The sequence below is a fragment of the Corynebacterium lehmanniae genome (assembly GCF_043161975.1).
Taxonomy (GTDB): domain Bacteria; phylum Actinomycetota; class Actinomycetes; order Mycobacteriales; family Mycobacteriaceae; genus Corynebacterium; species Corynebacterium lehmanniae.
Map to the genome: position 1 here is coordinate 46742 of NZ_CP170998.1, position 21611 is coordinate 68352.

Sequence of the window (21611 nt, forward strand, 5' to 3'; positions counted from 1 at the left end):
CCCCAGCGTTATGGTGGTGGACAACTGATTTAGGAAAGAAGGGGTCAGCCACATGTTCGAGCGGTTTACCGACCGGGCCCGTCGCGTCATCGTCCTTGCACAGGAGGAGGCGCGCGAGCTCAACCACAATTACATGGGCACCGAGCACATCCTGCTCGGCCTGATCAAGGAGGGCGAGGGCGTCGCTGCGAAGGCGCTCGAGTCCATGGGCATCAACCTCGACGACGTGCGCCGCGAGGTCATCGACATTATCGGCCACGGCACCCAGCCGGTGACCGGCCACATCCCGTTCACCCCGCGCGCGAAGAAGGTGCTGGAGCTTTCCCTGCGCGAGGGCCTGCAGATGGGCCACAAGTACATCGGCACCGAGTTCCTGCTGCTCGGCCTCATCCGTGAGGGCGACGGCGTGGCGGCACAGGTGCTGATCAAGCTTGGCGCGGATCTGCCGCGCGTGCGCCAACAGGTTATCCAGCTGCTGTCCGGCTACGAGGGCGGCGAGGGCCAGAACCCGGAGTCCCCGCAGCAGGGCCAGCCGGGCTTCGCAGGTGCGGGCGCAGGCCCGCGCACTGGCGGCGGCCCGCAGGGCGGCGAGCGCTCCAACTCGCTGGTGCTGGACCAGTTCGGCCGCAACCTCACCGCGGCCGCGAAGGAAGGCAAGCTCGACCCAGTTGTCGGCCGCGACAAGGAAATCGAGCGCGTCATGCAGGTGCTGTCGCGCCGCACCAAGAACAACCCGGTGCTCATCGGTGAGCCCGGCGTGGGCAAGACCGCCGTGGTGGAGGGCCTCGCCCTGGACATCGCCAACGGCAAGGTCCCGGAGACGCTGAAGGACAAGCAGGTCTACTCCCTGGACCTGGGCTCCCTGGTGGCCGGTTCCCGCTACCGCGGCGACTTTGAGGAGCGCCTGAAGAAGGTGCTCAAGGAGATCAACCAGCGCGGCGACATCATCCTGTTCATCGACGAGATCCACACCCTCGTCGGCGCAGGTGCCGCCGAAGGCGCCATCGATGCGGCGTCGCTTTTGAAGCCGAAGCTGGCGCGCGGCGAGCTCCAGACCATCGGCGCGACCACGCTGGACGAGTACCGCAAGCACATCGAGAAGGACGCCGCCCTCGAGCGCCGCTTCCAGCCGGTGCAGGTTGACGAGCCGTCCGTGGAGGACACCGTGCAGATCCTCAAGGGCCTGCGCGACCGCTACGAGGCGCACCACCGCGTGTCCTACACCGACGACGCGCTCAAGGCGGCTGCGACGCTGTCGGACCGCTACATCAACGACCGTTTCCTGCCGGACAAGGCCGTCGACCTGCTCGACGAGGCCGGTGCCCGCATGCGCATCAAGCGCATGACCGCACCGGAGGACCTGCGTGAGGTGGACGACCGCATCTCCGAGGTGCGCAAGGAGAAGGAAGCGGCGATCGACGCCCAGGACTTTGAAAAGGCCGCCGGCCTGCGCGACACCGAGCGCAAGCTGGGGGAGGAGCGCTCAGCCAAGGAGAAGAAGTGGCGCTCCGACGATTTGGAGGAAATCGCCGAGGTCGGCGAGGACCAGATCGCGGACGTGCTGGCCAACTGGACCGGCATCCCGGTGTTCAAGCTCACCGAAAGCGAGTCCAGCCGTCTCCTCCACATGGAAGACGAGCTGCACAAGCGCATCATCGGCCAGGACGAGGCAGTCAAGGCCGTCTCCCGCTCCATCCGCCGCACCCGCGCCGGCCTGAAGGACCCGAACCGTCCGTCCGGCTCCTTCATCTTCGCCGGCCCGTCCGGTGTGGGTAAGACGGAGCTGTCCAAGGCGCTCGCCGAGTTCCTCTTCGGCGACGACGACTCCCTGATCCAGGTGGACATGGGCGAGTTCCACGACCGCTTCACCGCCTCGCGACTCTTCGGCGCCCCTCCGGGATACGTCGGCTACGAAGAGGGCGGCCAGCTCACCGAGAAGGTGCGCCGCAAGCCGTTTAGCGTGGTGCTTTTCGACGAGATCGAGAAGGCGCACAAGGAGATCTACAACACGCTTCTCCAGGTGCTCGAAGAAGGCCACGTCACCGACGGCCAGGGCCGCAACGTGGACTTCAAGAACACGGTGCTGATCTTCACCTCGAACCTGGGCACGTCCGACATCTCCAAGCCGGTCGGCCTGGGCTTCACCGGCGACACCGCCGCGGATTCCGATGCGCAGTACGAGCGCATGAAGGGCAAGGTCCACGACGAGCTGAAGAAGCACTTCCGCCCCGAGTTCTTGAACCGCATCGACGAGATCGTGGTGTTCAAGCAGCTCAGCCAGGACGAGATTGTCAAGATGGTGGACCTGCTCATCGGCCGCGTGGACAAGAACCTCGCCGCGCAGGACATGGGCATCGAGCTGACCGAGAACGCGAAGAACCTGCTCGCGGTCCGCGGCTTCGACCCAGTGCTGGGCGCCCGCCCGCTGCGCCGCACGATTCAGCGCGAGATCGAGGACATCCTGTCGGAGAAGATCCTGTTCGGCGAAATCGGCGCCGGCGAGATCATCACCGTGGACGTCGAAGGCTGGGACGGCGACGTCGAGGCTGCGCGCAAGGAGCGCGGCAAGGCTGCGCCGGACGCGAAGTTCACCTTCACCCCGCGTCCGCGCCCGCTGCCGGCCGAGGCCTTCGACGTGGAGCCGGAGGACGAAGTCCGCGACATCGAGCCGGAGCGCACCCAGCCGGAGTCCGAGGCCTCAGAGTTCCCGGATGAGCGCGACGATCAGAAGGGCAGTGACGGCAAGGACGGTAGCGAAGGCAACGAGGGCAACGGCCCCGAGCCGGTGTAAGCCCACAAGCCCAGGGCGCCGAGGACTGCGACAACGATCGCAGTGATCTCCACGGCGTTGAGCCCCTCCACTACCTCATACTCGGGGTGGTCGGAGGGGCACACCTGTTTCAAGGGCTTGCCCTTGAAGCGGTCGGAAAGCCAGTCCGAGACGTTGCCCGTCTGCAGCACCAGCGGCAGCGCGTGGCCGGAACCCGGCGCGCGCGGGGTGAGCTCGCGGCGGCCGGACGACAAGGGCTGCGTCGGCGAGCCCGGCACCACCACGCGGCGGTACTCCACATCGGCGCCGATCGCGCAGTAGTCCTCGGCCAACTGGGTGGCCTGCGGCTCCGGGACGAGGTCGTCGTCCGGGTTGGTCAGCACCATGATCGGCGCGTTCGGCTTCACCTTGCCCAGCTTGTTGTGTTCGAGGTATTTGCCGATGCGCTCGTCTTCCTCCGCGATGTCGGCGAAGGTCTTGCCGTCGACGAAGATGTCGCCGGTGATCTTCGGGGCGCGCATCGACGCATCCACCACGCACGACGTTTTCAGATCATCCATCCAGGCCCTGCCGTCGTCGGTGAGGTACTCCTGGATGGCGTCGCGGAACTCGGGGTAGGTCTCCGAGTAGCTGGCGGCGGCGAAGCCCGCCACGGCGGTGAGCATCGACGCGGACGCCTGCTGCAGCACGGCCAACGGGTCGGCCGGGGGAGCGCCGGAAAAAGTGCCGACCACGTTGAGCTCCGGGGCGTAGTCGCCGACGAGCTCCGCGGCCGCCGCAGCCGCGCCGCCGCCCTGTGAGTAGCCCCAGAACGCCACCTTCTCGCCACGTTTGGATACTGCCCGGGCGGCGTCAATCACCGCCCGGCCCTGGTCGACTCGGTTGAGGTAGGTGTGCAGACCGTCGGTACCCAGGCCCATGTAGTCGGTGACGACCACGCGGTAGCCGTCGTCGAGAAGCATTTGCACCATCGGTGCCTCGTAGTTGATGTTCACCGTGCCGTCGAGGCCGAGCGAGGACAGCATCGACGACCCCGCCGACGGCGCGCACTGGTCGCCCAGGCCGCGCGTTCCCGGAGCGAGAACAACCAGGCCCTTCGCAAACGGACGGTCGTACAACGCGCCGGTGACCGGCACTTTCTCGCCGCGCTCGTTGACGGAGGTGTAGCGGATGCGCTTGCCGTTGGTGCCCGGCACCCGCTTCTTCGCGTCGAGCTCGCCGGCAGCGTCACCCGCCGCGCCGCCCAGCGCATGCGAGGACAGCTCCGGGATGGAAGACAGCGACGACGCGTCGCCGATGACCTCGAAAGTCGACGAGCCAACCGACGACAGGGACGACAACGATTCCGCGCTCAAATCCTCAGCGTGTGCCGAGGGGCAAATCAGGAGCGGGACAGCAAAAAGACACCACCGTTTACGCATGGGAAGCAGTGTAAGCTCCCCTCCATGGGAATTCAGTACCGCAAGCGCCAAAAGATCAGCGACGGCAGCTGGCTCAACTACTCCAATTCCGGCGTGTCCGCGTCGAAAAAGATCGGGCCGGTCACCTTCAACTCCCGCGGCGGCGTGTACGTGAAGCTACCCGGTGGGCTGCACTACCGCGGCAGGTGGAAGTAGCCCTTCTCGTCCTGCTCGGCCAGACCGTCTTCGAGCAGGGAAAATAGTGCGCGGGAAAGCTGTGCGGGGTCGTGCCAGAGGGCGTCGATAAGCTTTTGCTCAACGGGGCTTTCAGACTCGCGCAACAGCCGCATGATCTTGCCGCGCACTTGGCGGTCGGTGCCAACAAACTTCTGAGTTCGCTTCTTCACCTCGGCCTCAGGCTTGCCGGCTGCGAGCCACGCGCACTCAGAACTCACCGGGCACTTTTCGCATTTCGGCGCCCGCGCGGTGCACACGAGCGCGCCGAGCTCCATCAGACCCACCGAAAACTCGGGGCCGTTTTCCGCAGGTAGCAGCGCCGCCACTTGTTCGATCTCCTTCTTGCCGGGCGCCCCGAGCGCCTCGCCGCGCTCCACCCGAGCGACCACGCGCCGCACGTTCGTGTCCACAACCGGCACGTTTTTCCCGAACGCGAAGCACGCCACCGCCCGCGCGGTGTAGTCGCCGATGCCGGGGAGAGCCAGCAGCTTATCGACGTCCTCCGGCACCTCCCCGCCATGCTCATCCACGATGACCTGCGCACATTCCTTCAGGCGCAGCGCCCGGCGCGGGTATCCCAGGCTGCCCCAGGCCCGCAGGATCTCGTCCGTGCCAGCCTGCGCGAACGCCGCCGGGGTGGGCCATCGTTCCATCCATTCCTGCCAGATGGGGGCGACCCGCTCGACCTGAGTTTGGTGGCTCATCACCTCACTGAGCAGCACGCCCCAAGCGGACGTTGACGAGTTTCGCCACGGCAGCTCGCGGGCGTTGGCTCGGTACCAGTCGATGATCTTGTTTGGGCGCAGTTTCGTCACAATGCGTGCAACAATAGTGGTCATGACTGACGTAACCGATCTCCAGGCCGCCACCACACCCCGCGAGGTGTGGGAGCTGCTTCAAGCCGGCAACGAACGCTTCGCCACCGGCAACACCGCGGACCCGCGCCGCGACCCCGCAACCCGCCAGCAGCTCACCTCCGGCCAGAACCCGGCAGTGTGCGTGGTGGGCTGCTCCGATTCGCGCGTGCCGATTGAGCTGCTTTTCGACGCCGGCTTCGGCGACATCTTTGTCATCCGCACCGCCGGTGGCTGCGTGGACTCCGCAGTGTCGGCGTCCGTCGAGTACGCAGTGGACGGCCTCGGGGTGGACCTGGTGCTCTTCCTCGCCCACGAGAAGTGCGGCGCTGTGGGCGCCGCGGTGTCCGCGCTCGAGTCCGGTGACATCCCTCCGGGGCTGACGCGCGTGTTCGTGGAGAAGATTTCGCCGGCCGTGGCGGAGGCGAAAACCCGCGGCGAACAGGTGGAGCAGGCGCACGCCCGCAACGGCGCAGAGCACCTGGTGGCGCGCATCCCGGCCGTCATTTCCGGGCTGGAGCACAAGACGGTCGGTGTGGTCGGTGCGCGTTACCGCCTGTCCGACGGCCGTGTCGAGACCACCTACGAAAACTTCGGCGATTAAGTTATAGGCATGTCGAACCAGCGCCCACTGCCTCCAGAGATTTACATGCGCCGCCGCGTGGCGGCACTCGTCATCCTGCTGGTGGTTGTGGCGCTTTTGGTGTGGGGCCTGTCCGCGTTCGCCCGCAGCGGAAAGACGGACGAGACGGAAACCACCCCCGAAACCGTGGCGGAAGCCCCGTCCACCACCCTGGCCACCGAGCCGACGGTGCAGCTTTCTGAGGAGAGCACGACTCCGTCATCTTCGGAGGCGCCCACCGAACCCACCGAGCCGAGCGAGGAGACCGCCGCCGCTCCGGTGAAGAAGGGCAGCTGCGAACTGGCTGACCTGCAAATCCACGCGTCCAGCAACCAGCCCTCGTATGCGGTTGGGGTCCAGCCGGTGTTCTACATGGAGGTGGAAAACCCCACCGACACCGACTGCGTAATCAACCTGGACGACGACCTGCTGCGCTTCGAGGTCTACGACATGGCCACCAACGACCGCATCTGGTCTGACACCGACTGTTACCCGCCGGTCGCCGCAGGAAACGTCGAGTTCGCGCCGGGCGAGAAGCGCCGTTGGGAGGCCCGCTGGTCCGCCACTGCATCGCAGCCGGGGCAGTGCGACAATCGCCCGGAAGTGAAGGCCGGCTCCTACTTCCTGCACGGCGTGATCGGGGACAACGCTTCCGACGCCAGCCCCTTCAACATCACCTAAGCCGCTGGAGCGCCTGCGAATACGCGGGCGATCCCGAGAACACCCCGAAGTCGCGCAGGTAGTTAACGGCCCACCCCATCGCCTCGGCATCGCAGGCTTCGCGCGCCCGCTGGTGCACGGACTCAAACACCATCGCGGATTCCTCGAAGCACCCGCAGCAAAACAGGGACACTGCATTGTCGCAGAGCGTAAACAGGGTCTCTTTCGGGTTATTTGTTTTCGCCGCGACCGGCAGCGCCCACGACGACAGGTCCACCGCTTCCTCCGCCCGCTGCGTTTTCTGCAGCGCGGTGACCACGTTGCCGACGTACTGCGCGCCCAAGCCTTCCGACGCGCCGCTGTCCACGTACTCGGAAAACGCGCGCTCAAGACGAGCGCGCGCCGACGGCCAGAGCTGCCCGAACCCGGGATCGGCCGCGGAGGCGACCCACTGCGCCACCGCCGACGCCCCTTCCAGACGCCACCACGGCGAACCGTGCCCAGCGTCCACAATGTCCTGGGTAGGGGAGACTAGGTACAGCGCCGCGTCGAACTCGTCGGTGCTCAAAAGCCTGCGCATCACCAGCGAATACCGGCGCAGGGCGGTGTCAGGCTCTTTGCCGGCCGTGTCCAGCAGCAGGCAGGCCGCGGCGTCGCGCATCGCGCCCAAGTCCATGTAGTTCGCGGCCTTCACCAGTGCGAGATCTACTTCTTCCATGCCGGGGCACATGCGCTCCGGCAGCTGCGACAGCGCGTTCAGAAACGCCAGGGTGTCCAGGGGTCGCCGCGCTTCGTCCGCAAGCAGGGCGAGCTGGAACACCACCACGTAGTCCAGCGACAAGTGGAACGCCACCGCGCCGGCGGCGTCGAAGATCTTGCGGGCCTGCTCCGTGCTCAGATCCAGGTCCTGCAGCACCATCACCTGCTCCACCAGCTGGTCCGGCTCCGGCAGGTGCGCCCCGACTGGAGCCGTCAACGAAAACACCACCGTGTCCGCGAAATCCGCCAGGTCGAGGCAATACCCATCCACGCGCCTGCTCGTCCCCCCGAACGCCTCCGCCAGCGACGCCACCTGCGGGTCCGTGCCCGGCCAGCGCGGGGAGGTGAACCGCACGAGCGGACGCTCACCCAGCCCAGCGTCCAACGCGGCCGCGAAGAACTCCCCGAGCGCGCCCATCGCCTCCGCCGGATGCTCGATGAACGGCTCGGTGCCGGAGACCAGGCCCAATGCCTGGTCGTGCAGCCCTCCCCGCAACAGAAACGTCGCCGTCTCGATGACTGCAACTACGTGGTGTGGATCTGCCGTGTGTTCGCGGAGCACGTGAATAGCCCGCTGAATTTCCCCCGATTTCATGGCGCCTACTGTAGCAAGGACAGCGCCTCCGCGAGGGTGGAGACGGGGCGGACCGTCAGGCCGTCGATAGACAGCTCCTCTCCCGCGGGCACGATCGCGCCGGTGTAGCCCATGCGCGCCGCTTCTTGGAGGCGCCGTCCGAGGTTGGGCACGCGCCTGATCTCGCCCGCCAGCCCCACCTCGCCCACAACCACGGTTTTCGCAGGCAGCGGCTTCTCGTGCAGGCTCGACCACGTGGCAAGCGCGACGGCGAGGTCCGTGGCCGTCTCCGTGATCTTTACCCCGCCGACGGTGGCCACGTACGCGTCCTTGTCGTTCGTGCGCTCCCCGCAGCGCGCTTGCAGCACCGCCAACACCATGGGCACCCGGTTGAAATCCAGGCCGGTGACCACGCGCCGCGGGCTCTTGTTCACCGGGTCCACGGTCAGTGCCTGCACCTCGGCGAGGATGGGGCGCACGCCGTCCATCGCCACCGTCACAGCGGAACCGTCCGGCGTTTGTCCACGGTGCGACAGGAACAGCCCCGACGGGTCCGGCACCTCCCGGATACCGCCGGAGGTCTGCTCGAAGCAGCCGACCTCATCAGTCGCGCCGAAGCGGTTCTTAATGCCCCGGAGCATTCTTAGCGACGACTGCCTGTCCCCCTCAAAGTTCAACACCACGTCCACCAGGTGCTCCAGCACGCGCGGGCCGGCGACGTTGCCGTCCTTGGTCACGTGCCCCACCAGCAGCACCGGGATATTGGTGGTCTTGGCCAGCGTGGTCAGCGCCGCGGTGACCGCGCGGGACTGCGCCACGCCGCCGGCCACGCCTTCGACGCCGGCGGCGTGCATGGTCTGTACCGAATCCACAATCAGCAGCGAGGGCTTGAGCTGTTCCACGTGCCCGAACACCACGTCCAGGTTGGACTCGGCGGCCAGGTACAGCGTGTCCACCAGTGCCTCTGTGCGCTCGGCGCGGGCGCGGACTTGGCCCGCAGACTCCTCCGCCGTGACGTAGAGCGCCTTGCGTCCCTGCTTCGCCCAGCGCGACGCCACTTCCAGCAGCAGGGTGGACTTGCCCACGCCGGGCTCGCCAGCCATCAGAACGACAGAGCCGGGCACCACGCCGGAGCCGAGCACGCGGTCCAGCTCCAGGATGCCGGACTTCACCGTCTTCGTCGCCGCGGCCTCGACCTTCGTGATCGGGCTTGCGGGGGCGGACGGCGTCAGCGAGGACGTCTTCACCGGGCCCGACGCAACCGGCGCCTCCTCTTGGAGCGTGCCCCAGGACCCGCACTCAGGGCAGCGGCCGAGCCACTTCGGGGAGGAGTAGCCGCACTCGGTGCAGGTGTGGATAACACGGGGTTTCTTTGCCATGCGCCACACCGTATAACACGGCCCCGACACGGCGTTCGAACACGAAAAAACCGCTGGTCAAACCAGCGGCAAATTCTAAAAGAGGAACTAAACCTCGCGGTCCACCTGGCCGGAAGCCAACGTCGGTGCGGACACGGTCGCATCCACGTCCACCGAGCCGGTGTCGAACTTGAAGGTGACCGGGACGTTACCGCCGTAGGCGAAGCCCTCGTTCACCAGGGAGGTGGCGGTGTACTCGATGCAGTTGTCGTTCTTGTCCTGCGGCATGCGCTCCAGGCCGTCCTTGGAATCCGCGACCAGCGCGCAGTTGTAGGCGATTGCGGAGGTGCTGGAAACGGTCGCCGGCTTGCGGTCAACTTCCACGGACTTCAAGGTGTGGTCCTTCATGGAGGTGTCCTGGTTGGTGGCGGTGAACTTCAGTGCGGCCTGGCCGTCCTCAGCGAGCACCACGGTCACGTCCTGCACGGAGACGGAGCCGTCCTCGGTGGAGGCGCTTGCGCCGTCAACGGCCGCAACCTGGTTCGAGGTCTGGGTGATCTGGCCGGCGGAGCAGCCGACGAGGGCCAGGGTTGCGCAGCCAGCGACGGCGGCGGCAGCGACGCGCTTCAGGGACTTCACGGGGGTGTCCTCCATCATCAAACTCATTCGAGGGTTTTCTCCGCCTTACTCTAGCGTCTGCACAGTAAGTTTTCCCACTTGCTCCCCCTATTGGGCGAGCCGACCTTTGGTCGTCGATAAGCAAAATGCTCGGTGGTAGGGTGTTGGGGTCTGAACTTCGCCTAACGACGCAAGGAGCCGCAATGGAATTCAAGGTCGGAGAAGTGGTCGTGTACCCGCACCACGGAGCGGCCCGCATCGCCGACATCGAGCAGCGCGAGATGCGCGGGGAGACGCTCGATTACCTGGTGCTGCAGATTCTCCACTCGGACCTTGAAGTGCGCGTTCCGGTGAAGAACTCCGAGCTCGTCGGTGTGCGCGACGTGGTCAACGAGGAAGGCCTGCAGAAGGTGTTCTCCGTGCTGCGCGAGACCGATGTGGAGGAGGCGGGCAACTGGTCCCGCCGTTACAAGGCCAACCAGGAGCGCCTCGCGTCCGGTGACATCAATAAGGTGGCCGAGGTGGTCCGCGACCTCTGGCGCCGCGACCAGGGTAAGGGCCTTTCCGCAGGTGAGAAGCGCATGCTGGGCAAGGCGCGGCAGATTCTTGTCGGCGAGCTCGCGCTGGCGGAGCCGGTGGACGAGAAGAAGGTCGAGGAGATGGAAAAGCAGATCCAGGCCATCATCGACGCGCAGGTCAAGGCCGGTATTTCCGAGGATCCGGGCCAGGTCGACGACGATGACGAGGTGGATCTGGACGACCTCTCCTTCGACGACGAGGACGACGACAAGTAAATTGCGCCGCGAAACAGTGGCGGTCGTCGCCGCCGCCGGCCAGGGAACCCGGTTGGGCGCCGAGGTGCCCAAGGCGTACGTGGAGCTCGGCGGCCGCACGCTGCTCGAGCGCTCCGTGGCCACGATGTCCGAGGTAGTCGACCATGTCGTCGTGGTAGTCAGCCCGTCGATGGAAGCGCGCGCCCGCGAACTTCTCGCGGACTATACGGTCCAATTCGTGCACGGGGGCGCGGAGCGCGCGGACTCCATCTTCGCTGCGCTCAAAGCAATTACGCTTGACGACGCCTGCGTGGTCGTCCACGACGCCGCCCGCGCGTTAACCCCCGCCGCGATGGTCTCGCGCGTGGTCGACGCGGTGCTGGGTGGCGCCCCCGCCGTCGTGCCGGTGGTGCCGGTTGCGGACACGGTGAAGCGGGTGTCGGGACAGACTATCGAAGCAACCCTGGACCGGTCCGCGTTGCGCGCCGCCCAGACGCCGCAGGGCTTTGACCTGCGGATGCTGCGTGAGGCGAACGAGAAGTACCTCGCCGAAACGCCTGCGTTTGTCGCCACCGACGACGCCTCGTTGATGGAGTGGTTCGGGGTGCCGGTCGCGACCGTGGAGGGGGATCCCATGGCGTTCAAAATCACCACCCCGCTGGATCTGAAGCTCGCGGAAAGCGTGGTCGGCGCAGCCTAAGGCCCGTGTCGGGGTCGTTTGCTATAGGTACGCGTGGGGGATTTTCGCATTTTCGGACGTTCGAAAAAATTGCCGAAAAAAGTTTTGAAAAACCCTTGACATGTGTTGTGGGTCGGAACTATGTTCGATAGTAGTTTCGGGAAGGAGGGTGAGACATGAGCGGAACATTTGTCACAGAGAAGGAAGGTTGTCCGGTCGCAGCTGCAGGCCAGGCGATGCGGGAAGCGGAGTTTGCAATCTTCCACCGGTACGCCAAACCGTTGGTGGAAGTGGAGGACTTCGAACTGGAGGCCTATTCGATCGCGATGGCAGTAGGGGAGAGCCAAAGTTGGGCTGAATCCGGGATTCTCGGGTATTCGGTGCTGGCGGATCTGCCGAAGCTGTGTGCGCTGCAGGAGGAGACCCGCAGGTTGGATGTTCGGAGGTTGTCGGCCATCGAGTCCACGCTAAACCGCCTCAACGACCTGGCCACGCCAGACATTCTCGCGGACATGGATGAGTACCTGGTCAAGGTGTTCACGCCGAAGCGGGTGGGGGCGGAGTTGCCGTCGCCAAGCTCGCTGCGTCGCCGCCTGCGCGAGCGGATCCAGCGCATCGATTCCGACCTCGCGCCGAACCAAAAGAAGATCAAGGAGCGGAAGAAAGAAAAAGACATGCCGTTCGGTACGTGCCGGAGCCACTTCTACGGACAGGACGACGGCGACGCGGGGCTGAACGTCGAGGGCGATCCCGCCACGGTCGGCCTGATGGAGCGCTACACCGAACAAGTGGCGCGCGAGCACAAGCTCTCGCGGGACGACGCGATCAAGGCCATCCTCACCGGTGACATTCGCGCGACGCCCAAGGTCGTGCTCTACATGTTCACCTCGAAAACGCCGGGCAGCTCCTACTACATTCCCAACTTCGGCTGGACGGACGCCGACGGCACCGCCGCGGTGGAGCAGATGCTGGAGGACAACCCGCCCCACATCGTGGACCTGGACGAAGCCGAGCACGCCGAAACCGAGGCATACGTGCCCACCGCCGCCATCCGCGCGCTGGTGCAGGCCCGCGACGGGGTCTGCCTCTGGCCCGGCTGCAACGTGAAGGCCGAAAACTGCCAGCTGGACCACCGCATCCCGTACGACGAGGGCGGCAAGACCACCGTGTCCAACCTGTTCAGCCTGTGTGCACACCACCACAACATCAAAACCGATCGTCGCGTGTACTACGTGCCAGACCCTGTCACCGGCGAAATTGTGTGGCTGCACGCGGACGGCACCTTCCAGGTCTCGGCGCCGGAAGGGTTCATCACCGACTACCTGCAGCCGACGAACCCGAGATGGAAGACGACGCTGGAGAAACGCCGCCAGAAACGCAAGGACCGCGCCGAGTTCTACAACCGGTGTCACTCCGCGGTGGAGAAGTACGAAAACGACCTCGACTACGACGCATGCATGGCCACCATCCACGCCCTGGAGGACCGGTTCGGCATGACATTCGAGTACCCGCCGAAAAAGCAACCGGAGGACCCTTTGGATATCCTCGCCGCGCTGGAATGGCACTGGAGAGAAGTGGAGTGCGCGGAGATGCACGAGTACTACGCCATCCGCGACTATCCGCCGGACCCTGAAGTAGCGTCGTACCTATGACAAATCTTCGAGTAGGCACGGCGTTCGACGCCCACCAGATCCAACCCGGGAAAGAATGCTGGATCGCCGGCATCCTCCACGAAGGCCAGGACGGCTGCGAGGGTCACTCGGACGGCGACGTGGTCAGCCACGTCATCGTCGACGCCGTGTTGTCTGCCTCCGGCCTGGGCGACCTGGGCTCCTTCGTCGGTGTCGGCCGCCCGGAGTACGACGGGGTGAAAGGTATCCAGCTTCTGCAGGAGCTCAAAGAGCTTCTCGACGCCCACGGCCACAGCGTCGTCAACGTCTCCGCCCAACTGATCGGCCAGACCCCGAAGATGTCGCCGGTGCGCGAGGAGGCGGAACGGGTGCTCTCGGAGGCCCTCGGCGCCCCGGTGTCCGTCTCGGCGACGACTACGGACCACATGGGGTTCACCGGCAGCGGGGAGGGCCGCGCGGCCATTGCGACGGCGTTGGTGGAACGAAAGTTCCCTATTTCGTAACTAAAGTTCCCTACCTGCGGTTTTAGCTTCCGTTCAGAGAGTTTTCGGCTTATCGTGACCGCATGCGAAAAATACGTACAGCGCTCGCTGCGGTGCTTGGAACGGTCGCGGTGGCCCACGCCCCCATCGCGGCGGCGGTCCCGGCGATGCCGCAGGGGTACCCCATTGAGAACCTGGACACGGAGTGCAGCGCCGGTGTCACGCCCGAGTGGCGCTACGGCGAGACCGCCCGCCGCTACCTCGCGGACGGCACTCTCCAGTTCACCAACCGCACCGACCAGACCGTGCCCTACACGGCGACGGTGGAGACGGGCACGAACCGCAAGATCGAGGCCAACTCGAAGGCGGCCCTGCCCAGCGGCTGGGACACCACCGCGAAGGCCGACATCGGCCTGAAGGAGTCCAACGGCTGGATCGAGGGCGAGACCTTCGGTCCGATCGAGCTCGGCCCGGGTGAGTCGTTCCGCGTGGATTACGGCGTGCTGGAGAAGGACTTCATCTCCATGTTCGTCACCTGCGACAACGGCGTGCTGCGCAACGGCCCGGGCGCGAACGTCATCCGTGGCACCGGCCCGGCGGAGCGCTACGCGTTCGCGTACATCATCAAGGCGGACGGCTCCGTGTCCAACCTGGCCATGGAGATCCCCGCCCGTGCTGAGGGCGCGAACTCGAAGCCTGCCGGCGACACGTACACCGCCACCTCTGGTCCGAGCTTGGAGAAGGTGGCGGGGGAACGGGACGCCGTCGTGAAGCCTGATGCGAGCTTCCGCCGCGACGAAGAGTGGCCGCAGCTGAACGAGCCCGCACGCGAGGGCGACAAGTCCTGGTACCCGCACGACATCGAGGCGGTCGCGCCGACCTTCCGCAAGCCGGGGTACTCGCAGGACTTCCTCAACTGGTCCAAGGGTGACTACACCTTCCGCCCCGTGACGGATTACGTCGTCGGCGCGGAGAACAACCAGTACCTCAACTGGATGGGCGAGGATGGCAGGCTGCCGGAAGGCTGGCTCAGCTCCGTCGGGGCGGTCAAGCGCGCCTACATGCCGGTGAACACCCCGCTGAAACCCATCGACCTGAAGCCGGGCGACCGCGTCCGCGTCGAGTACGGCACCACGATGACGCGCATCAACTACAGCGAAATCTCCGCCGGCCGCGACGGCAAGTACTCCCGCGTGGTGACGCACCCGCAGTCGGCGGCGCCGTCCGGTTTCTGGGCGGAAGCCACCGTGACCAGCAAGGACGGAACCAAGCAGGTCATCGACGTCACCCCGGACGAGTACCGCAACCTCCCCGTACCCACCCAAACCTACCTCTAAGGAATAACCATGAAACGCACCATTGCTCTGCTCACCACCGCCGCTGTTATCGCTCTCGCCCCGGCCGCCAACGCCCTGCCGCAGCGCACCTACGACGAGACGAACCCGACCACCATCGGCGACAAGTGCGCCAACCCGGGCGACCGCGGCCAGACCGTGGAGATCGTCCGCAGCTACTTCGACGGTTCCGCAGGCACCTGGACCGTGGCCAACTACAACGACGAGCCGCTGCCCGTGACCCGCTCGATCACCGAGACCAAGACCAAGACGTGGAACGTCACCGCGGGCCTGAGCTTCGACGTGGCCAAGCTGATCCAGTTCACCTTCTCCACCAGCTACACGAACGAGCAGTCCTACGAGGTCGGCGAGAAGGTCGGCCCGTACAACATCGCCCCGGGCAAGACCGCCGTGCTGCAGGCCGGCTGGATCGTCTCCGACTTCAAGGGCCAGGAGACCGTGTGCGGTGCAAACGGCACCTGGGAAGCTGCCGGCAACACGTTCACCGCGACGATGCCGAAGGAGCGTCACGTCCGCGTGAGCACCCGCGACAACATCGACTGGGGTGCGTAAATGAAACGGGTGATCCCTGCGCTGGCGGCAATGCTGCTGTTTGCTGCCCCCGCCAACGCGCAGTCCTACGATTTCGAGCTCCCGCAGCGCTGGAACGAGGACCTCGCCCCGGGCAGCCATTGCGCCACCCCGGGTCTCACCGACACCTACGTCGACGCGACCCGCCGCTGGTTCAAGCAGACCGACGCCGCGAGCGTGGGCAACGACACCGAAGGACCGGTGCCGGTGGAGCAGACCGTGAAGCAGAAGCGTGTGCAGACCCTGGAGGTTTCCGGCACCTTCACACCGAAGGGTGACCTGGTGAAGAACGTCTCCCGCGCGTACGGCTGGAACTACGTGCACCAGGCCACCTGGTCGCTGAACCAGGTGGTCGGCCCGTACACCCTCGATGCCGGAAAGCAGGGACGGCTGGTGTGGGGCTTCACCATGCTCGACGGCGACGCGCAGGACGTGAAGTGCAGCGCGGACCAGGTCTGGGAGCCGGTGGGTAAGCCGTACGAGTTCAGCGTTCCGGAGGCGCGCTACTCGGAGCTCAAGGTGGACGAGTCGTCTCTGTAGACTGCGGTGTTGTGAAACAACGCATTTTCGACACCAAGACCCGCACACTGCGCGACTTCGAGCCGATTAGGCCCGGCCACGTCTCGATTTACCTGTGCGGCGCCACCCCGCAGGCCAAACCGCACATCGGGCACCTGCGCTCGGGTGTCGCGTTCGACATCGTCCGCCGCTGGTTTTTGGCCAACGACTACGATGTCGCGTTCGCGCGCAACGTCACGGACATCGACGACAAAATCCTGACCAAGGCGCGCGAGCACAACCGCCCCTGGTGGGAGTGGGTCTCCACGTACGAGCGCGAGTTCACCCGCGCGTACGACACCCTCGGGGTGCTACCGCCGTCCGTGGAGCCGCGCGCGACCGGGCACGTCACCCAGATGGTCGACTACATGCAGCGGCTTATCGACGCAGGCTTCGCCTACACCCGCGAAGGCTCCGTCTACTTCGACGTGAACGCCTGGGTGAAAGCCGGCGGAGACTACGGCTCGATCTCCGGCAACAAGCTGGAGGACATGACGGGCGACGACCCGGACTTCGCCCTGTGGAAGGCCGCCAAACCGGGCGAGCCGAGCTGGCCCACCCCGTGGGGCCCGGGCCGCCCCGGCTGGCACCTCGAGTGCTCCGCGATGTCCACCTGGTACCTCGGCTCCGAATTCGACATCCACGGCGGCGGGCTGGACCTGCAGTTCCCGCACCACGAAAACGAGCAGGCGCAATCGCATGCGGCCGGCGATGGGTTTGCGCGCTTCTGGATGCACAACCACTGGGTGACCATGGCGGGCGAGAAGATGTCGAAGAGCTTGGGCAACGTGCTGTCCATCGACGCGATGCTCGAGCAGGTACGCCCGGTGGAGCTGCGCTACTACCTGGGTTCGGCCCACTACCGCAGCGTGCTCGAGTACTCGCCGGAGGCGCTGCAGGAGGCGGCGGCTGGCTACCGGCGCATTGAGGAATTCGTCAAACGCGCCGGCATGCCCGAGCCCACGACCTGGACCGACGGGTTCGCCGAGGCGCTCAACGACGACTTCTCCGTGCCCAAGGCGCTCGCCGAGATCCACAACATGGTGCGCGAGGGCAACAAGGCTTCCGATCCCGCTCCTATCGCAGCCCAGGTACGTGCGATGGCGGCGGTGTTGGGTGTGGATCCGGGGGCGTGGCCGTCGTCGACAAGCAATAGCAACGCGCTCGACGTGCTGGTCCGCGCCGAGCTGGAGCGGCGCGCGGTCGCCCGCGCGGAGAAGGACTGGGCGACTGCCGACGAGGTGCGCGACAGGCTGGCCGCGGCCGGCATCGAGGTGACCGACACGGCCGACGGGCCGCAGTGGCAGGTGAAGGAGTAGATCATGGCGAAACCGTACGAGCGGCCCGACAAGCAGAAGAAGAACAAGAAGGGCCCCACGAAGGGCTCCGGCGGACAGCGCCGCCGCGGGCTGCGCGGCAAGGGTGCGACCCCGAAGGCGGAGGACCGCGTCTACCACGCCGCCCACAAGCGCAAGCTCGACCGCCAGCGCCGCGCGCAGGGACGCCACGATAGGGAAGTCGCCGACATGGTGGTCGGCCGCAACCCGGTGGTGGAGTGCCTGAAGGCGAAGGTGCCGGCGGAGGCGCTGTACGTGGTCGCTGGCACCGGCCACGACGAGCGGCTGAGCGAGGCGGTCGGGATGGCCAACTCCAAAGGGATCCCGGTGCACGAGGTGCCGCGCCAGCAGCTCGACGCGATGACCGGCAACGGCATGCACCAGGGCATCGGCCTGAAGATCCAGCCGTACAAGTACGCGGACTTTGACGATCTGCTCGAGTCCGTGGACGGACCCGGCATGTTCGTGGTGCTGGACAACATCACGGATCCGCGCAACCTTGGCGCGGTGATCCGCTCGACCGCGGCCTTTGGGGGCAATGGCGTGATCATCCCGGAGCGCCGCTCGGCGCAGGTCACCGGCGTGGCGTGGAGGACCTCCGCAGGCACCGCGGCGCGCCTGCCCGTGGCGCGCGTGACCAACGTGACCCGCACCGTCAAGCAGTTCCAGGACAACGGCTACACCGTCGTCGGCCTCGACGCGGGCGGCGAGCACACCCTGGACACCTTCGACCAGGCCACCGACAACGTGGTCATCGTCGTCGGCTCCGAAGGCAAGGGGATTTCGCGCCTGGTGCGCGAGAACTGCGACGTGATCATGTCCGTGCCCATGGAGGACTGGGTGGAATCCCTCAACGCCTCCGTCGCGGCGGGCGTGGTGCTAAGCGAGTTCGCTAGGCAAAGAAGAACTCGCGGATAAGCTCCCCGCCGGTAGGGGACTTCGGGTTGTGGCCCAGGCGCGGGTCGAGGTCCTTGTCTACTGGCACCATGTGCCCAGCGCCTTCGAGGGAGACGAGGCGGACCGGGTGCTCGCCGGCCCAATCGTCGACGCGGAGCTTCTCGCTTATCGACGTCTCGTGGCCGACGCACCCGTTCAGTTCCGCAAAGAACTCGGCGGAGTTTGTGGCGGAGCGGGTTTCTCCCCGGTTGTTGCCGCCGATGCCGGCCATACCGCCGTCGTAAGGCACGAGCTTGTCTTTTGTTCCCTGCACGGCCAGGAGTTGCGTCGGCTGGTAGTTGTCGGCGGTGGTCAGGGTGTTGTCTTCGGTGGGCATCGACGCGCCGAAGGTGGCGGCGCCGGTGAGCAGGCCTGGGGCGTCGAAAAGCAGGCGCATGATCATTTGCCCGCCGTTGGAGAACCCGCAGCCGATGACGGTGTCGGCGTTGTAGCGCTCGACGACCTTTGTGAGGAAGCCGACGTCGTCGATGCGCATGCGGCGCGCGTCCTCGTTGAAGCCCGCGCGCAGGTCGTTGAAGTGGTGCTTGATGCCGTCCGGGTAGACCACGGTGGGGCCGAGGCCCTCGAAGGTGCGGTCGGTGAAGTTGCGCAGCACGTTGCCGGATTGCAGCGAGCCGTGCAAGACCAGCAGGAGGGTGTTGGTCGTGCCTTCGATCTCGATCCAGCGGCGCTCGTGGCCCTGGTGGACTAGCGCGTGGCGCTCCATGCTTCCCTTTCGTCGGCGAGTTGGGTGAGCAATTGTGCCATGGCGTCGACACCGGGTACCCGGCGGGTGGCCTGCGACGGTTTTGTGCCGACCTTGATGCCGAGGTCGGTGTCATCGAGGACCGCCATGGCGTGTTCGTCGGTGTCGTCGTCGCCGGCGAAAATCGTCCTGTCGAAGGCCTGCTTGTAGGCATTGAGCCAGGTGCCCTTGGTGATCTCCACCGCGGAAAACTCCACCACGTTATGGCCCTGCGTCTTCGGGCGGCCGTGGGTGTCGATGGCGTTCGCTGCGGCGAGGATGGCTTTGGCTGCGGTTGGGTTTTGTACCTTCGCCACGTGGAGGACGCGCTGGTACGGCTTGACCTCCACGTAGGCGCCGTCGGTGGCGAGGGCGTTTAGCTGGTTTTCGATGTGGTCGAGGTAATTTTGGTCCTCTTGTCCAAGTTGCGGCCCCGGCTCCGCGCCGTGGGAGCCGATGATTGTTACTGGGAGGTCCGCCGGAAGGACCTGCTTGATGCCCGCAATGTGGCGGCCGGAGAGGATGGCCACCTCGGTGTCGCGGATGGCTGCGAGGCGGCGGATGGCGGCCTCTGCATCTGGGTGCATGCGCACCGCGTACGGGTCCGGGTCCAGCTCTGCGAGGGTGCCGTCGAAATCCAGGCAAACAAGGAGCCTCATCGCATCAGCCTTATCGTTTCGCCGGATTCTGCTACCAGGATCATCTCGAAGTCGGCGGGGTGGGAGACCTGGAAGGACGTGTTTTCGGTGAGGAGATGAGCGAGCTGGTCGTGGGTGTGGCGGGCCCAGCCGGAGCAATCGCCCGGGTCGCTGAGCGTGATGTCTTCCAACGTGATGGTGTCTTCGCCCTCGAACGAGCCGGACACGTCAGAGCAGCCGGTGGTGCCGGTGAACCTTTGGTCGTCGATACGCACACGCGCCACGGAGGTCTCAGTGGCGGGCTGGTCCTCGCTGGTGCGCAGCGAGACGAGCTGCCACGTGGGGGCGGGCGCGCAGGCGGCCAGGGCAAAAAGTGTTATGAGTGCGAGGGCGCGTTTCACAGCTCCTCCAAGAACGATTTCGCCCACGCGGCCACATCGTGCTCCATCACCCAATCGTGCATGTGGCGCATGCGCGCCGGGTCCGGGTCGCAGGCCTCGAGGATCGCCTCCTTGATGGACTCCAGGTCGAACGGGTTGCACAGATACGCCTGGTCGAGCTCCACGGCGGCACCCGCGAACTCGGAGAGCACCAGCGCCCCGTCCGCGTCCGGGTGGGCCGCCACATACTCCTTAGCCACCAGATTCATGCCGTCCTTGAACGGGGTGACCAGCATGATGTCCGCGGCGGCATAAAAGGTGCCCAGGTGCTCCTTCGGCACGCTGCGGTGCACGTAGTGCACGACCGGCCGGCCCACCTCGCCGAAGCGGCCGTTGATACGCCCGATGGCCTCCTCGACCTGCTTGCGGGTCGTGCGGTAGTGCTCGATGCGCTCGCGCGACGGGGTCGCGATCTGGATAAAAGCGATGTCGGAGAGCTTGTCTTCCTCCAGCAGCGACTCGATGGCCAGCAGGCGCTGCAGGATGCCCTTCGTGTAATCCAGGCGGTCCACGCCAAGAAGGAGGTGCTTCGGGTTGCCGACGGCGTTTCGCAGCGTCTCGACCTGCTCGTTTGTGGCGGTCGCGATCTCCCCCGAATCGATGGAGATAGGGAAAGTGCCGGTGCGGATGTCGTCGGTGAGCAGGCGGAAGTTGTCCTCGTCAGTGTGGCGCTGGAAACCGATCAGGTCGCAGCCCTTCAACCCCTCGAGGATCTCGTCGCGCCACGGCAACTGCTGGAACAACGCCGGGGCGGGGAAGGGGATGTGCAGGAAAAACCCGATGGTCACGTCGGGGCGGAGTGCCTTGAGCATCCCCGGGACGAGCTGGAGCTGGTAGTCCTGCACCCACACCGTGGCATCTTCGGCGGCGGCCTTAGCGGTCGCCTCCGCGAACTTGCGGTTGACCTCGACGTAGCTGTCCCACCAGGCCTGGTTGTACTCCGGCTGGACAATCAGGTCGTGGTAAAGCGGCCACAGCGCAGAGTTGGAAAAGCCCTCGTAGAAGCCCTCGAAATCGTCCTGGTCGAGTGCGACCGGCAAGAGGGAAATGCCGCCGAACTCGAACGGCTCGAGCGTTTCGCCGATGTTGCCGGGCCACCCCACCCAGCAGCCCTCGCGGGCGCGCAACACCGGGGCGAGGGCAGCGACAAGGCCGCCCGGAGAGACCTCGTAGTGGTCTCCCACTTTGTCCACCGGCAGGCGGTTCGCCACTACGACGAACTCGTTGTCCCCCATTTAGGCCTTCTTGGCAGTCTTCTTCGTCGACTTCTTGGTGGCCTTCTTCTTCGTCGCCTTCTTCTTGGTGGCCTTCTTGGTCGACTTTTTCTTGGTGGCCTTCTTTTTGGTTGCCTTCTTCTTGGTGGCCTTCTTCGGTGCCTCCTCCTCGGCCTCCTGCTCGAGCTCCTCGACGTACCGCTTGTACACGAAGCCCTTCGGGGCAACCCCCAGCATGGACATCAGCGTTACGCCGTCCAGGAAATCTTCGGCGTAGGTTGCCACGATCCGACGGGCACCCGAAGCCGTCTGCTCCTCAACAGCGTGCATCGCCTCGGCGGTAGGGCGCGAATCAGTGATCTTGGGTGGCACTACGGTCTCCTCCTAGCATCAGGCGTCAA

General features: G+C 65.8%; 23 protein-coding genes. 13 read left to right on the forward strand and 10 right to left on the reverse strand.

The genetic code is table 11. The annotated features are described in order from the left end of the window. Positions 1 to 52: 52 nt before the first annotated feature. On the forward strand, positions 53 to 2791 hold the full coding sequence (locus ACF3NP_RS00215) for an ATP-dependent Clp protease ATP-binding subunit (protein WP_392398763.1): 2739 nt from the start codon (positions 53 to 55) through the stop codon (positions 2789 to 2791). On the opposite strand, the gene ACF3NP_RS00220 is transcribed toward ACF3NP_RS00215, so the two are convergent. Continuing rightward, entirely contained in the window at positions 2725 to 4125 is a 1401-nt protein-coding gene (locus tag ACF3NP_RS00220; protein WP_392398764.1) for an alpha/beta fold hydrolase, read from the reverse strand. The genes ACF3NP_RS00215 and ACF3NP_RS00220 overlap by 67 nt on opposite strands. A 90-nt stretch (positions 4126 to 4215) precedes the next feature. On the opposite strand from ACF3NP_RS00220, the gene ACF3NP_RS00225 reads away from it, so the two are divergent. Beyond that, entirely contained in the window at positions 4216 to 4386 is a 171-nt protein-coding gene (locus tag ACF3NP_RS00225) for a DUF4236 domain-containing protein (protein WP_392398765.1), read from the forward strand. Here the strand turns inward: ACF3NP_RS00225 and ACF3NP_RS00230 are convergent. Beyond that, the gene (locus ACF3NP_RS00230) at positions 4365 to 5246 is read right to left on the reverse strand and encodes an HhH-GPD family protein (RefSeq protein ID WP_181889069.1); all 882 of its coding nucleotides are present in this window, start codon (positions 5244 to 5246) and stop codon (positions 4365 to 4367) included. The two genes, ACF3NP_RS00225 and ACF3NP_RS00230, sit on opposite strands and share 22 nt — an antisense overlap. On the opposite strand from ACF3NP_RS00230, the gene ACF3NP_RS00235 reads away from it, so the two are divergent. Together ACF3NP_RS00235 and ACF3NP_RS00240 are read left to right on the forward strand one after the other, a co-directional pair. After that, on the forward strand, positions 5245 to 5865 hold the full coding sequence (locus tag ACF3NP_RS00235) for a carbonic anhydrase (protein WP_181889068.1): 621 nt from the start codon (positions 5245 to 5247) through the stop codon (positions 5863 to 5865). The genes ACF3NP_RS00230 and ACF3NP_RS00235 overlap by 2 nt on opposite strands. Before the next feature lie 9 nt (positions 5866 to 5874). Beyond that, entirely contained in the window at positions 5875 to 6564 is a 690-nt protein-coding gene (locus ACF3NP_RS00240) for a hypothetical protein (protein ID WP_392398766.1), read from the forward strand. On the opposite strand, the gene ACF3NP_RS00245 is transcribed toward ACF3NP_RS00240, so the two are convergent. The 3 genes from ACF3NP_RS00245 to ACF3NP_RS00255 all read right to left on the reverse strand — a co-directional run bounded on the left by ACF3NP_RS00245 (position 6557) and on the right by ACF3NP_RS00255 (position 9888). Then, positions 6557 to 7897 carry a hypothetical protein gene (locus ACF3NP_RS00245; RefSeq protein ID WP_181889066.1) on the reverse strand — a complete coding sequence of 447 codons (1341 nt, stop codon included), beginning with the start codon at positions 7895 to 7897 and terminating at the stop codon, positions 6557 to 6559. The genes ACF3NP_RS00240 and ACF3NP_RS00245 overlap by 8 nt on opposite strands. A gap of 5 nt (positions 7898 to 7902) precedes the next feature. Beyond that, positions 7903 to 9255, reverse strand: coding sequence for a DNA repair protein RadA (radA, locus tag ACF3NP_RS00250; RefSeq protein ID WP_181889065.1), 1353 nt, complete (start codon positions 9253 to 9255; stop codon positions 7903 to 7905). 87 nt (positions 9256 to 9342) lie between these two features. Further along, entirely contained in the window at positions 9343 to 9888 is a 546-nt protein-coding gene (locus tag ACF3NP_RS00255) for a hypothetical protein (RefSeq protein WP_181889643.1), read from the reverse strand. Positions 9889 to 10055: 167 nt separating this feature from the next. On the opposite strand from ACF3NP_RS00255, the gene ACF3NP_RS00260 reads away from it, so the two are divergent. The 9 genes from ACF3NP_RS00260 (at position 10056) to rlmB (ending at position 18155) form a co-directional block, all read left to right on the forward strand. Further along, positions 10056 to 10646 carry a CarD family transcriptional regulator gene (locus ACF3NP_RS00260; RefSeq protein WP_181889064.1) on the forward strand — a complete coding sequence of 197 codons (591 nt, stop codon included), beginning with the start codon at positions 10056 to 10058 and terminating at the stop codon, positions 10644 to 10646. Position 10647: 1 nt separating this feature from the next. Continuing rightward, positions 10648 to 11325 carry a 2-C-methyl-D-erythritol 4-phosphate cytidylyltransferase gene (ispD, locus tag ACF3NP_RS00265; protein WP_392398767.1) on the forward strand — a complete coding sequence of 226 codons (678 nt, stop codon included), beginning with the start codon at positions 10648 to 10650 and terminating at the stop codon, positions 11323 to 11325. A 155-nt stretch (positions 11326 to 11480) separates the two neighbouring features. Then, positions 11481 to 12956, forward strand: coding sequence for an HNH endonuclease signature motif containing protein (locus tag ACF3NP_RS00270; RefSeq protein WP_181889062.1), 1476 nt, complete (start codon positions 11481 to 11483; stop codon positions 12954 to 12956). Next, positions 12953 to 13438 (forward strand): 2-C-methyl-D-erythritol 2,4-cyclodiphosphate synthase, encoded by a 486-nt coding sequence (gene ispF / locus ACF3NP_RS00275; protein WP_181889061.1) that lies wholly within the window; start codon positions 12953 to 12955, stop codon positions 13436 to 13438. The genes ACF3NP_RS00270 and ispF overlap by 4 nt, the downstream gene beginning before the upstream one ends. 62 nt (positions 13439 to 13500) lie before the next feature. Next, complete coding sequence (locus ACF3NP_RS00280; protein ID WP_269951765.1) at positions 13501 to 14754, forward strand: hypothetical protein; 1254 nt, start codon at positions 13501 to 13503, stop codon at positions 14752 to 14754. 9 nt (positions 14755 to 14763) lie between these two features. Further along, complete coding sequence (locus ACF3NP_RS00285) at positions 14764 to 15324, forward strand: hypothetical protein (protein ID WP_181889059.1); 561 nt, start codon at positions 14764 to 14766, stop codon at positions 15322 to 15324. Next, positions 15325 to 15882 (forward strand): hypothetical protein, encoded by a 558-nt coding sequence (locus ACF3NP_RS00290; protein ID WP_239306377.1) that lies wholly within the window; start codon positions 15325 to 15327, stop codon positions 15880 to 15882. It begins immediately after the preceding gene. 11 nt (positions 15883 to 15893) lie between these two features. After that, positions 15894 to 17219: a cysteine--tRNA ligase gene (gene cysS / locus ACF3NP_RS00295; RefSeq protein WP_392398768.1), complete on the forward strand. Its 1326-nt coding sequence runs from the start codon at positions 15894 to 15896 to the stop codon at positions 17217 to 17219. Between the two features lie 3 nt (positions 17220 to 17222). Further along, entirely contained in the window at positions 17223 to 18155 is a 933-nt protein-coding gene (rlmB, locus tag ACF3NP_RS00300; RefSeq protein WP_269951763.1) for a 23S rRNA (guanosine(2251)-2'-O)-methyltransferase RlmB, read from the forward strand. On the opposite strand, the gene ACF3NP_RS00305 is transcribed toward rlmB, so the two are convergent. Genes ACF3NP_RS00305 through ACF3NP_RS00325 form a run of 5 tightly spaced genes read right to left on the reverse strand, consistent with a single transcriptional unit; the run spans position 18130 to position 21582 of the window. Then, positions 18130 to 18900, reverse strand: coding sequence for a CE1 family esterase (locus ACF3NP_RS00305; protein ID WP_392398769.1), 771 nt, complete (start codon positions 18898 to 18900; stop codon positions 18130 to 18132). The genes rlmB and ACF3NP_RS00305 overlap by 26 nt on opposite strands. Then, positions 18882 to 19577, reverse strand: coding sequence for a trehalose-phosphatase (locus ACF3NP_RS00310; protein WP_392398770.1), 696 nt, complete (start codon positions 19575 to 19577; stop codon positions 18882 to 18884). Before ACF3NP_RS00310 ends, ACF3NP_RS00305 begins: the two co-directional genes overlap by 19 nt. After that, the gene (locus ACF3NP_RS00315; RefSeq protein WP_392398771.1) at positions 19574 to 19957 is read right to left on the reverse strand and encodes an META domain-containing protein; all 384 of its coding nucleotides are present in this window, start codon (positions 19955 to 19957) and stop codon (positions 19574 to 19576) included. The genes ACF3NP_RS00310 and ACF3NP_RS00315 overlap by 4 nt, the downstream gene beginning before the upstream one ends. Next, a complete protein-coding gene (locus tag ACF3NP_RS00320) occupies positions 19954 to 21231 on the reverse strand; it encodes an alpha,alpha-trehalose-phosphate synthase (UDP-forming) (RefSeq protein ID WP_392398772.1) in 1278 nt (425 codons plus the stop codon). Before ACF3NP_RS00320 ends, ACF3NP_RS00315 begins: the two co-directional genes overlap by 4 nt. Beyond that, entirely contained in the window at positions 21232 to 21582 is a 351-nt protein-coding gene (locus ACF3NP_RS00325) for a hypothetical protein (RefSeq protein WP_392398773.1), read from the reverse strand. Between the last annotated feature and the right edge of the window lie 29 nt (positions 21583 to 21611).